The sequence below is a fragment of the Sphingobacterium sp. genome, assembly GCF_039596235.1.
Lineage (GTDB): Bacteria > Bacteroidota > Bacteroidia > Sphingobacteriales > Sphingobacteriaceae > Sphingobacterium.
The window spans coordinates 75257-88280 of sequence record NZ_JBCNKE010000003.1 but is presented as its reverse complement, the minus strand read 5'-3'; the positions used below and the strand labels follow the sequence as shown (position 1 = coordinate 88280).

Genomic DNA, 13024 nt, shown 5'->3' with positions numbered 1-13024 from the left:
AAATACAATTTATTGGACTAAGATGTGGAATAATTTTTTAATCGAAAAATAGAATGATAAAAAAGTACAGGCTGACCTAACTTTTATCGACCCGAAGTTCTTCGATTGTCTGGTTATTGGATCCGGCTCCGATCTTGATAAATACACGATAATTAGCTTGTTCGGTAGCTAATGAGAAGGTGAAGTATTGATAACCATTGTTCGTATTACTGGCCTGGGTCAGCTTGACGGACTTGGGCTTATGTTGGTTAAAAAAAGAGCCTAGCATAATCTCAGATTGATATTTGGTATACACGCCGTTTTCCCCTAAGAGGGAAAAGGTAAGATTGGAACCAAAATATTTGGCTATATTCTTTGCATTGCCCTCCCGTAAATAGGTTTTAAGTTCTTCGGAAATACTCCCCAAGGACATGGTCTCAACCTGTAAAATAGGTTGTGATGATTCGCTTAAATCTTTTGAAATATGCCCTGCGGCGTTAGTGTGCATAAAAAGACTACAAACAAATATAAGTACGCAATAGCTTAAAAGTTTCATATAGCTCAATATAAGATAGAACAGTTTCCACAATAGATGTATCAATCATTAGGTAGCATAGTTTATATCAAACATAAACTATGCCACAAACCTATAAAATTATTGCATATAAACAAGGGAAGATTTTAAAGATACATTGACAGATTCTAAAATTAAGGTTATCTTTGTTATACGATGAATAAGAAAAAAGTTGCACTCCTTATCCTGGACGGACTAGGATATGGAAAACATGATAAATCAAATGCAGTTGAAGCTGCAAATACCCCATTTTTAGATTACTTATTGGACACATACCCAAATTCAACGCTGGAAGCCTCCGGGGAAGCTGTAGGTCTTCCTGAGGGACAGATGGGAAATTCTGAGGTTGGTCACATGAACCTAGGCGCCGGAAGAATTGTCTATCAAGAATTGGGACGGATTCACAAGGCCGTAAATGATGGTGTATTCAATACCGATATCGTTATCCAGGATGCCTTTAAATATGCACTTGAAAACAATAAAAAAGTACATTTTATCGGTTTACTTTCTGATGGCGGTGTGCATGCGCATACCAAACACCTAAAAGGACTTTGCGATGCCGCAAAACATGCTGGCCTACATAGTGATCAAGTATTTATCCATGCTTTCCTGGACGGCCGCGATACGGACCCTAATTCCGGAATCGGCTATGTCAAAGATCTACAGGAATATCTTAAGACAAGCTCAGGCACCTTCGCTTCTGCCATCGGTAGATATTATGCAATGGACCGTGACAACAGATGGGAACGCGTTAAGTTAGCTTACGACCTTTTGGTAAAAGCCGAGGGCGAAAAATCCAGTGACCTCGTTGCTGCTATACAGAAATCATACGATGACGGCGTGACAGACGAATTTGTTAAACCAATTGCATTGGTTGATGCTGAAGGTAAAGCTGTAGCGACCATTCAGGAAGGTGATGTTGTGTTCTGCTATAATTTCAGAACAGACCGCGGCCGTGAAATTACCATTGCACTGACACAAAAGGCTTTCCCTGAGTACGATCTTGCACCATTAAATCTGTACTATGTCACCATGACAGCGTATGATGAAACCTTCAAAAATGTACGTGTTGTTTTCCAAAAAGATAATCTAACAAATACACTCGGTGAGGTTTTGGAAGCAAATCATAAAACACAGACCCGTATTGCCGAAACAGAAAAGTATCCGCACGTGACATTCTTCTTCTCAGGTGGCCGTGAGCAACAATTCGAAGGTGAAAATCGTCTTTTGGTGCCTTCACCAAAGGTAGCTACTTACGATCTTCAGCCAGAAATGTCGGCTAACGGAATTACCGAAGCAATCGTCAATGATATGGAAACGCTGCAACCCGACTTTATCTGTCTCAATTTCGCCAATCCAGATATGGTAGGCCATACCGGCGTATTTGAGGCTGTCGTAAAAGCAGTAGAAACAGTGGATCAATGCACAAAAACAGTAGTGGAAACAGGATTGAAAAATGGTTACTCCTTTATCATCCTGGCCGATCACGGTAATTCAGAATTTATGATCAATGAGGATGGCTCACCAAATACAGCACATACAACAAATTTGGTTCCCTGCATCTTGATTGATGAGCACTACAAAAAAATAGCAGATGGTAAATTGGGAGATATTGCCCCAACCGTCCTCAAACTTTTGGGCGTCGATATCCCCGTTGAAATGACAGGAAATGTATTGGTATCAGAATAAGAATTTATATAAAACATTAGGCAGCGCACTCCCCCTATTGGCGGGTAGTGCGCTACTTTTTTGGAGCTGCAGCTCCCCTTCAGGCCAACAAAAAGCTAAAAAGACGACGGATATCTTTTCGGTAGACTCTTTTTTTAGCGCGGAAGCACAACGCTTGCAGCAGCTCAACCCCTTGGTTTTAAAATCTGTCAACAAAGACGGCGAAAAGGAACAACGTGAACTCAAGATCGAAAACTGGCAAAATGAACTTTCGGCTTTCCAGTCCGCGGATATCAGCAAGAATTTTGATCCCACGCTTTATGAGGTCAAAGCCATAGATTGCGTAACGGAATTTACCGCCAAAAAGAAAGAATTGCAGATACAGAAACTCCGGATCGAGTTTGATCGTAAAAACGAGCGCGTGAAACATATACATATCGATAAAAAAATCGCGAACTCCCTTTATGATAGTGATGAAAAACTGGATTATTATATCGATTCATTGTACAGCATCGTAAAACTCCAAGACGTACAGGGACTTGACGCCAATCAATATGAAATTATTGGACGATTTGTACAGTCCAAAAAATAATTTTTTGATCTCATTGGTTGCTATAAAAAAGGACCAAATCCCAACATGCTGTCCCAAAAATCGTCTAGCTTTTTGGGGCTGCTAAAGCACGGTTTTTGGTTCTTTTTTTAATAATAGATGCAACATCATTGCTTTATTTGTAATTTTCCTTATATTTGCGGTATTGATTGTCTGCAGAGACATCGTATAAGAAGAATAAGGTGCGCGGTATACCATTGAACAAATTAGCAGCGTTTACGCTTTTGATGACCTTTTTAATTGGTCAGTTCATTGTCTATACCCATTCCCACGAGTCAGCAGCCTTGAGTATCGTGGACTGTAGTGCGAAAAAACATCATGCAGACCATCCAAAATGTTCCATTTGTGATCAGAATGCACACCCGCAGTTACTCTTTCATTTTAGCCAAAATGAAATTTTACTTCCTGAACGGGAAATAGCATTTGGCTTCTTTGTACCTAGCGACCAGATGATCAGTGCACTGCTATCTGGTAATCGCGGCCCTCCGCATTGTTAAATTTCATCCAATGTGCGGCGACAAAGTTATTGATGAAAACTTTGTTCTCCATGATTACAATACGCTCAAGCCAGACTTTCTAGCAATTGCTGCGGACGTAATCATAATGGATTTCCCTTAATTTAACAATCAGCAATTCATTTGATGAATCCCTCCCTATTGACAGCTATTTTCATAACTGATGGAAATACAGATCCAATAAGGTCGGTTATCAGGTGAATAGGCGCCATTTACAGATGGTATAAACTATTTACAGATGAAACTCAAAATCAAAGGCAGCATATGTATGCTTGTCTTCTATTTCCTGCTATTTTCTGCTCAGGCCGCGACCATATCGGGCAAAGTGACGGATTCAAAAACCAATCAACCGATAGCTGGAGCAACCATATCTTTACTCCAGCTTCGCTCAAGTACCTCTTCGGACCAACAGGGTCATTATACGTTCAAATCACTTCCCTCACGCGGACGTTATCTCGTTGAGGTGCGTTTTATTGGTTACCAATCACTGATCAAAACTATAGAGTTGACATCGGAGGATGTGTCGGTAGATTTCTCATTGACTGAAAGTATTATCGAGACAAATGAAGTCGTCGTAACGGGCACACTCGTTACTGCGCAAAGCCGTCGAAATAGCACCTCGGTCTCCGTTGTCTCCAAAGACGAACTACAAGGTGCTGGTACAAATCTCATTGATGCACTCGCTCGCCAGGTTCCTGGTCTAAGCCAGGTAACAACAGGACAGGGCATTTCCAAACCAGTCATCCGCGGTCTTGGCTATAACCGGGTTGTCACGGTCAATGATGGGGTAAAACAAATGGGCCAGCAATGGGGCGACGAACATGGTATTGAGATCGACCAAAATCAACCCGACCGAGTAGAAGTTCTGCGCGGAGCAGCTTCACTGATGTACGGTTCAGATGCCATCGGTGGTGTGATCAATATCCTCGAACCCAGTGTACCGACTGCTGGGGAAATAAAAGGAGAATTGCTTTCCAGCTATTCGACCAACAATGGCCTGACCAATAATTCATTGATGCTTACGGGGAACGAAAACGGCTTCGTATGGCGGGGACGCGGATCTTATCAGAATGCCCATGCCTACAATACACCCGCTGGACACTATATCAATAGTGGTTTTAATAACACCAACCTTAGTGGAATGCTGGGGTTAAATAAACAATGGGGATATTCACATCTAAATTTCTCTTACTTCAAAAATAACATCGGTTTTTATGACGCCGAGCCCGGAGATCCTCTATACACCAACGCCAAAAGCCGTACCTTGGATTTTCCGAAACAGGATATCCGTCATTATAAACTCGCACTCAATAATAATTTTGTGGTCGGCTCAGGAAATTTAAAACTGGATTTGGGCTACCAAAAAAATCAGCGTCGCGAGCTTGAAAGCGCAAATCCTTCCTTATTTTTTGATTTAAACACCTATTCGCTTGATGCGAAATATCATCTGGCTGAAAGGAACGGCTGGCAGCATGTCTTCGGTATCAGTGCTAGTCAGGAACATAGCATCAATAAGGGAGTGGAATTTTTGATCCCTGCTTATGATCAGATCGAGCTAGGAGCTTTTGGCTATGCCAAGAAAACCTGGGGCGAGAATACCTTCAACATGGGACTTCGTTATGATTACGTTAATAGCAAGGGTAAACAGCTGTTTGTTGAAGATGAGGAACAATTTCCGGGATTTAAAAACAGGTTCAGTAATGTTAGCGGCGCCCTAGGGTATACGCATAGCTTTAGTGAAGATTTCAACTTCAAAGCCAATGCTGGGTCAGCCTTTAGGGCACCTAATCCCGCGGAACTTGGCTCAAACGGTGTGCACGAAGGAACTTCCCGCTATGAAATCGGGAACGAGAACCTGAAAGCGGAGCGTAGTTTTCAGGCAGACGTAACCCTCGAATTTGGACATAGCATTGTAACGGGCAGCATTGGTATCTATGAAAATTATATTCATAATTTTATCTATGCCTCAGCGAAAAAAGGAGACACAAAAACAATCCTCGATGAGGATAATAATGAACAGACCTATGATGTCTATCGTTATGGCCAGGTAAATGCCAACCTTTTTGGTTTCGAAGGAAGTCTAAACTTCCATCCGCTCAACTGGGTGCATCTAGATAACACATTTACCTATACCCATGCACAAAACAGGACTTTTAATAGGCCACTAGCATTGATTCCTGCGGGTGTCTTACATAATACCCTACGTCTCGAACCTAAGATAGATGGTCTACATGCGTTTTATGTATCTGTAGGTTTAGACAATTATTTTAAACAAAACCGCATTGACGAAACTTTCGAAACGGCTGCAGATTCGTATTCATTGATCAATGCCGGAATAGGTACTACCTTACTTTTAGGGAAGCAACAAGTGAAGGTCTATGCTACTGCATCCAACCTCAGTAACAAACGCTATTACGATGCCCTGAGCAGATTACGCCCGGGAAGGTTATCACAGGAGGATCCTACCTACGGGGTTTACAATATGGGAAGGAACATTACCTTCGGCGTCTACCTACCACTCAGCATAAAAAAATAAAACACCCTATAAGAAAGCAGGGATCCTTTTGGATCCCTGCTTTCTTTTAAGGCCTTCTCCGTCCATTCAAATGATCCGAGAATAAGCTATTTGATATTATTTGGGGTCATCGGCCGTTGCTTCGCGGGCCAAGGGTACATCGTCAGGCATGCGCTCTAAGGACGAATCCAATGCGAAAAGCGACTCATCCGAAGCCCGGTCTCCACCTGCTATCTTCAATTTATCAATTAATTCAAGGGCAAGTTTTTCCTCTTCGATTTGTTCTTTGACAAACCATTGGGCAAAATTCCATGTCGCCCAGTCTTTCTGTTCCATAGCTAGATTGACAATACGATAAATAGCTTCGGTATTGTCCACCTCGTGTTTAAATACCCGTTGGAAACATTCAGTTAGGCTTTGAGGATCCGCTGGAGGTGCTGCAATCGCCTGTATCCGGGGGCGCCCTCCACGTTCGAGGATGTAACCCATAATTTTTGTCATATGATTGCGTTCCTCCTGCGCATGCCGATATAGAAAATTGGCAATCCCACCATAGCCCTGATCATCGGCCCATACACCCAAAGCCAAATAAATTTGTGCGGCTTCAGCTTCTTTTGTCATCTGACTGATTAAAATGTCCTGCATTTCTGCTGACAATCGATTCGTTTCCATATACTAAATTCCTGTTGATTCAGGTAAAGAACAGAATTTTCCTGCTTTTCGTTTGTAAATTTATCAAATGCAACGGGTAGCTGCCTGATCAGATCGAAGATAGTGACAGCAGAAATGACTGCAGGCATAATTGGGAGGGTATCTGTGTCAATTGAGCAAATAAAAAGGGGAACTCAATAAGCTCCCCTTTTTATGTTATATATTGATAAGCTTATTTCAAGTTATCTCTATACACTTTCGCTTTTTTGATTTCTGTTTGGATATCTTTTTTGGAAGAATCAAAACTCAATACTTTTTCGTAATCCTTGATCGCATTATTATAAGCATCAGTCGCCATAGCTTTGTTGTAATTAGGTGTACCCGCTGTTCCAATCAAAATACCCAAATCGCGGTTTGCGATCGCTCTATTTTGATAGAATTTGGAATCCGTAGGTGTGATTTCAATTGCTTTTGAATAATCCTCAATTGCTACGCGCAATAACTGCTCTTTGTTAGCTGCAGACACTTTGTTTGACTGAACAGCAAGTGTATTGTTCGCTTTCGCTTTGAAGTACAATGCATTTGCATTTTTAGGACTCAATGCAACAACCTTTCCGAAAGTTTCAGCTGACTTTTTATAATCACCATTTTGAAATTGGGAGTAACCCAACATATACAAGACATCCGGATCTTTGCCTTCCTGTGGTAAAGCTTTTGTCAAGTATGACTCTGCATTTTTGAAGTCACCATCCAAAAGAGCTTTCTGCCCCATTCTCACATTGGCATTGCTATGCTCAGCTTGTTTTTGTTGTGCATTGGCACTAAGTGCGACCAAAGCAAAAACTCCTGTGAACAAACCTAATTTAAGTGATTTTAAGTTCATATCTAAATAGTTACGTTGTTTCTATGTACGTTATTAATGATCAATACCGATCGTTTATTATCCTAAGAAAAAATAGTCCTAAAGCTTATCATCCGCAAGAATCTGCCATCGTTTATTCTTTCACATTCCAATATTACAATTATTATGCCTATTTATCCAACAAATGGCAGATAAATTTTATTTAACCTGCCTTTTTTGCATATTCTAGAAAATAGATTTGTAATTTTGCTACCTTTTAGCAATTGGCACTTCCCTTGCAATATAGGGGAAACAACATTTGAAGTTTAAAATTTGAACGTCTACCGACAACATGTCAGCGACTGCCAAATACACAAAATAAACACTATGAGCAAATTCGAAACTTTTGATTTCAGTCAGGCTATTCCAATCGTTACGGAAGACACAGAATTCTTCCCCCTATTGACACAGCAGGATGAAGATGATATGGCAAATGCTGAAATTCCAGAAGCGCTATCTATTTTGCCTTTGCGCAATACCGTTTTATTTCCCGGTGTTGTCATTCCGATTACTGTAGGACGGGATAAATCCATCAAACTGGTAAAAGAAGCCTATAAGGGCAATAAAACAATTGGTGTAGTCTCCCAAAAGGATATGACCGTAGAGGATCCCGGTTTTGAAGAACTGAATAAAGTGGGTACTGTTGCTCACATTATCAAAGTGCTCCAGATGCCGGATGGAAACACGACGGTTATCATTCAGGGAAAGCAACGTTTCAACCTGATAGAGATTGTAGAAACCGAACCTTATCTGAAGGCACGCGTCGAAAAATTCAGTGAGGCAAAACCAAAGATGACCAAACATTTTAAGGCGACAATCTCCACCTTGAAAGAAATGGCATTGCAGATTATTCAGCTTTCACCAAATCTTCCCAGCGAAGCCGGTATTGCGATCAAAAATATCGAAAGCCCTTCTTTTCTGATCAACTTTATTTCGTCCAACATCAATGTCGAAATGATCAAAAAACAAGAGTTACTTCAAATTCCAAAGGTTGAAAACCGTGCAAAACTTTTGTTGGAGCTGTTGACCACTGAAATCCAGATGCTGGAACTGAAACATCAGATCCAGAATAAGGTCCGTGTAGACCTGGACAAACAACAACGGGATTATTTCCTCAACCAACAATTGAAAACCATCCAGGAGGAACTCGGCGGAAATACACCTGACCTTGAGCTCGAAGAACTCAAAAAACGTGGCAAGACCAAAAAATGGGGTCTTGATGTCGAAAAACATTTCAACAAGGAACTTGAAAAGCTTTCACGTATCAATCCGGCGGCAGCAGATTATTCTGTGCAATTAAATTATCTTGAACTGCTTCTTGATTTGCCATGGAACGAGACGACCAAAGATAATTTTGACTTGAATAAAGCACAAAAAGTGCTGGACAAGGATCACTATGGATTGGAAAAAGTCAAAAAACGTATCATTGAGTACCTTGCGGTATTAAAATTAAAAAATGATATGAAAGCGCCAATCCTTTGTTTGGTAGGCCCTCCCGGGGTCGGAAAAACCTCTTTGGGAAGATCTATCGCTAAGGCATTGGGACGCAAATATACACGTATGGCCCTAGGGGGTGTACGGGACGAAGCCGAAATCAGAGGCCACCGTAAAACGTACATCGGTGCAATGCCAGGCCGTATTATCCAATCGCTGAAGAAAGCAGGTGCTGCCAATCCGGTCTTTATCCTGGATGAGATCGATAAAATGAGTGCAGATTTCAAAGGAGATCCTTCTTCGGCCCTACTTGAGGTATTGGATCCTGAGCAAAACACACATTTCTACGATCATTATGTGGAAATGGAGTTTGATCTTTCCAAAGTTATGTTTATCGCAACCGCCAATTCGTTAAGTTCCATCCAGCCCGCTTTACTGGACCGTATGGAGATTATCGAAGTCAATGGATATACCATCGAAGAAAAGATTGAAATAGCAAAAAAACACCTGCTTCCGAAACAACGCGAAATGCACGGTATGGCATCCAAAGATGTTGCGCTAAAAGGTAAAATCATTGAAAAAATCATCGAAGATTATACCCGCGAATCAGGCGTACGTGGACTGGAGAAAAAAATTGGTTCTATCGTCCGTGGTATTGCGACACGTATTGTCATGGAAAAGGATTATAATCCAAGTATCAACGATCAGGATGTTGTGGATATCCTGGGCGCCCCGATCTTTGATAAAGATATCTACGAAAACAACAATGTTGCCGGTGTAGTGACAGGCCTGGCCTGGACTTCCGTAGGCGGTGATATTCTGTTTATCGAATCCTCTCTGAGTCCCGGTAAAGGACGCTTGAGCCTAACTGGTAATCTTGGTGATGTCATGAAAGAATCTGCCTCTATTGCATTAGCTTACTTAAAAGCTCATGCGGCTGATTTCGGTATTGACTATCGGGTATTTGACCATTGGGATATTCATATCCACGTTCCTGCAGGTGCTATTCCTAAGGATGGTCCATCCGCCGGAGTAACGATGCTAACAGCACTGACTTCTCTATTTACACAACATAAGGTTAAAGAGAAACTGGCGATGACCGGAGAAATTACCCTAAGGGGAAAAGTATTACCGGTTGGTGGTATAAAAGAAAAGATCCTTGCGGCCAAACGTGCGAATATCAAAGAGATCATCCTTTGTAAATCCAACGAAAAAGATATCCTTGAAATCAAGGAAGACTATATTAAAGATATGCAGTTCCATTATGTCACCGAGATGGCACAAGTGATCAAACTTGCACTTCTTAAAGAAAAAGTAAATGGTGCTTTGGATCTAACCCAAGGTATTGAAAATCCGAAAAAAGAAGCTTAATTTCTTTCTAAGGGATCAGAAAAAATTATTCGGAAAAGGGGTATCCAAAATGCATTGGATACCCCTTTTTTTTTGCCATTCGTATCTCGCACTGTTTTCAGGTTAACCTTTCCGTTATCTTCGTCACCATACTGCAACTATCCTGAGCAAAACGGGTCTGATCTTTCTTTTTCGACTGACCATTCCTGTAAAAACAGCCCCCCATTAAATAAAAGTGTTCATTGGCTAACCTTGACCTGTGGTTGATACACTATCAACCAAGTTTTTCATGTAACACATCTTCATTCAGGCTATTTTCATATTTGGAAATTACGAGTGTTGCCGCTGAATTGCCAATCAGATTGGTAATGGCGCGTGCTTCGCTCATAAACCGGTCCACTCCAAATACTAATGCCACAGACTCCACAGGCACATGCCCGACAACGGGCAAAGTCAGCGCCAAAGTCACAAAACCACTTCCTGTGACACCCGCAGCCCCCTTCGAAGTGAGCAATAAAACCAACAATAGTGTAATTTCCTGCTGTAAGCTCAGGTGCATATTCAGTGCCTGCGAAATGAACACCGCCGCCATGGTCAGATAGATACTCGTTCCGTCGAGATTAAAAGAATATCCGGTTGGGATCACCAATCCGACCACAGACTTCGCACAACCTGCATCCTCCATTTTCTGCATAATGCCCGGCAATGCAGACTCCGAAGAAGATGTTCCCAATACAATCAGAATCTCGTCTTTGATATATTTCAGAAATTTGAAAATATTAACCCTAAGATAGAAATATAGTACCGCACCGATGACAATGACAATAAAAATAAAACAGGTCAGGTAGAAACTTAACATTAACATACCCAGCTTGGTCAAAGCCTGAATTCCAAACTTACCAATGGTAAATCCCATCGCGCCCATCGCACCCAATGGAGCCAGATACATCACCATCTTAATAATGGAGAAAAGTACCTTCAGAAAAGATTGCAACACATTGATAACAGGTTCAGCAGCCTTTTGACCTATTTTAGTCATTCCTATTCCGAAGAGCACCGCAAAAACCAATACCTGTAATATATTATCTGAAGCAACTGAGGCGATCACATTCTCCGGAATAATATCCATGATAAAATCCATGAAACTATGGGGTTTCTTGGACTCGGCAATATAATGTGATACAGAAGAGATATCCAGACTAGCCAGGTCAGCATTCATACCTTTGCCAGGCTGAATCACATTGACAAAGATCAAACCGATAATCAGCGCAATCGTGGTCATGACTTCGAAATAAATAATCGACGTCAATCCAATCTTTCCCACTTTTTTTACGTCCTGCATCCCAGCGATACCGATCACGATCGAACTAAAGATCAGGGGTGCTATCACCATCTTGATCAACTTGATAAAGACATCGCCCAGCGGCTTTAGCTTAACGGCAAAGTCCGGAAAATAGACCCCACAGAAAATACCGATCACTATGCCGACAATAACCTGAAAATAGAGACTCTTAAAAATATGCTTCATTGTGCTAACGATTAACGGCAATTCCCTCTGCTTTTAACATCGTCTTAAATTTAGGATTTCGGATGTATTTATTAAAATCATGGCTTTTCATGCCTGTAAAATCCGTATACTTCATAACCGGATAATATTTCACCAATTCATCGCAGACATTGGATTTATAGCCCAGATCAGTCGCTCTTAGTTTATTCGACAAGAATCCAACAAATTTCTTTAACATCACATCTGTATTATTGATCGTGATATGAATCCGCTTGACCTGTTTGCTTAGGCTGCAGAATGAATCTGATCCTGTTGTTAGGTCCTTGATCTTAAAGTCATCAAGTCCTATTGCTGGCGCAAGCATAATACAGGTAATCTCATTCCCATTCTCAGCAAGTTTTTTTGCTGCATCAACGTCTACGTTATGTTTTTCCAAAGTACCTTTAGCAAAGCTCTCGCTAAAGGTTGCGCTACTCAAGGCACTTAATACAACGGATGCCCCACGACTATGTGAGATTAGAATAATCTTTTTGTTGCTGATGCTATTCAGCAGGTTACGCAAACCAAATTCACCCGCCATCTGGCTAAAAGAGGTTGCCGAAAACCAAACCTTCGCCCCGCCAAAAGGGTTGGTCGTATGTAGACCATCCCAATAAAATTTGATTACCTCGTCTTTACTGGTATTAAGTTTTAATAATTTGCGCATATACTCATAACTCTCGTTGACCTCATTTGATGGCGCATTGAAACCATGCACAAAGATGAATACGCGATCTTTCGCCTTTACTTTACTGCCTATTGCTAGCATTCGGGTCTTTTCAAAACCTTTCAACTGGTTTTCAATTCCCTTTTCTGTTGCAATCTTCATCAGCGAATAGGCATTGATATCCCCACTCTTAGGCGGTTCACCATAAGTTTTTCGCCAATTGTCCGGATAAAAATTACCGTTCTGATCTACAAAAGAGTTTACAATATTCGGTTTGTCAAACGAATTGGGATAAGGTCCCTTCGGCACGTTATGGCTTATCCCACAGGAAACCATTGAAAAAAGAAGAAAAAGATAGAAAAGTTGTCCTCTCATGGAGCTATTTATTTAAGCTGTTAAAAACCATAATTTTCGTTAAAGCAAAAGGTTGATTGAATCGTAAAAGTATATATTGGCAAAATACAGCAACTACATTCTGATGCGTTGTGTCATTATAATCAAATCGTATTACGAATATATAAAAAAAGAAACTGTACATAAAGTAAAAGCAATCTCAAGGAAGTGAATATTAAAAAAGAGGCTGAAAAGAGCAGGAGAATATCCCCAAATAAAAG

General features: G+C 41.0%; 10 protein-coding genes. 5 read left to right on the top strand and 5 right to left on the bottom strand.

Features of this window, described 5'->3' with window-relative positions:
* Positions 1 to 76 precede the first annotated feature (76 nt).
* The gene (locus tag ABDW32_RS07845) at positions 77 to 487 is read right to left on the bottom strand and encodes a DUF4783 domain-containing protein (RefSeq protein WP_343561114.1); all 411 of its coding nucleotides are present in this window, start codon (positions 485 to 487) and stop codon (positions 77 to 79) included.
* Between the two features lie 222 nt (positions 488 to 709).
* On the opposite strand from ABDW32_RS07845, the gene gpmI reads away from it, so the two are divergent.
* The 4 genes from gpmI to ABDW32_RS07825 all read left to right on the top strand — a co-directional run bounded on the left by gpmI (position 710) and on the right by ABDW32_RS07825 (position 5882).
* Positions 710 to 2242 (top strand): 2,3-bisphosphoglycerate-independent phosphoglycerate mutase, encoded by a 1533-nt coding sequence (gene gpmI / locus ABDW32_RS07840; protein ID WP_343561112.1) that lies wholly within the window; start codon positions 710 to 712, stop codon positions 2240 to 2242.
* Positions 2223 to 2813 (top strand): hypothetical protein, encoded by a 591-nt coding sequence (locus tag ABDW32_RS07835; protein WP_343561110.1) that lies wholly within the window; start codon positions 2223 to 2225, stop codon positions 2811 to 2813. The genes gpmI and ABDW32_RS07835 overlap by 20 nt, the downstream gene beginning before the upstream one ends.
* Before the next feature lie 167 nt (positions 2814 to 2980).
* Entirely contained in the window at positions 2981 to 3328 is a 348-nt protein-coding gene (locus tag ABDW32_RS07830) for a hypothetical protein (protein WP_343561108.1), read from the top strand.
* Positions 3329 to 3584: 256 nt separating this feature from the next.
* A complete protein-coding gene (locus ABDW32_RS07825; RefSeq protein ID WP_343561106.1) occupies positions 3585 to 5882 on the top strand; it encodes a TonB-dependent receptor in 2298 nt (765 codons plus the stop codon).
* A gap of 96 nt (positions 5883 to 5978) precedes the next feature.
* Here ABDW32_RS07825 and ABDW32_RS07820 read toward each other — a convergent pair whose 3' ends face one another.
* Together ABDW32_RS07820 and ABDW32_RS07815 are read right to left on the bottom strand one after the other, a co-directional pair.
* A complete protein-coding gene (locus ABDW32_RS07820) occupies positions 5979 to 6533 on the bottom strand; it encodes a ferritin (RefSeq protein WP_343561104.1) in 555 nt (184 codons plus the stop codon).
* A gap of 211 nt (positions 6534 to 6744) precedes the next feature.
* Positions 6745 to 7395 carry a tetratricopeptide repeat protein gene (locus tag ABDW32_RS07815; protein ID WP_343561102.1) on the bottom strand — a complete coding sequence of 217 codons (651 nt, stop codon included), beginning with the start codon at positions 7393 to 7395 and terminating at the stop codon, positions 6745 to 6747.
* A gap of 345 nt (positions 7396 to 7740) precedes the next feature.
* Here ABDW32_RS07815 and lon point away from each other — a divergent pair, with 345 nt between their 5' ends.
* Positions 7741 to 10218 (top strand): endopeptidase La, encoded by a 2478-nt coding sequence (lon, locus tag ABDW32_RS07810; RefSeq protein WP_343561100.1) that lies wholly within the window; start codon positions 7741 to 7743, stop codon positions 10216 to 10218.
* 253 nt (positions 10219 to 10471) lie between these two features.
* Here lon and dctA read toward each other — a convergent pair whose 3' ends face one another.
* Together dctA and ABDW32_RS07800 are read right to left on the bottom strand one after the other, a co-directional pair.
* The gene (gene dctA, locus ABDW32_RS07805; RefSeq protein ID WP_343561098.1) at positions 10472 to 11725 is read right to left on the bottom strand and encodes a C4-dicarboxylate transporter DctA; all 1254 of its coding nucleotides are present in this window, start codon (positions 11723 to 11725) and stop codon (positions 10472 to 10474) included.
* A gap of 4 nt (positions 11726 to 11729) precedes the next feature.
* Positions 11730 to 12785 (bottom strand): alpha/beta hydrolase, encoded by a 1056-nt coding sequence (locus ABDW32_RS07800; protein WP_343561096.1) that lies wholly within the window; start codon positions 12783 to 12785, stop codon positions 11730 to 11732.
* Positions 12786 to 13024 lie beyond the last annotated feature (239 nt).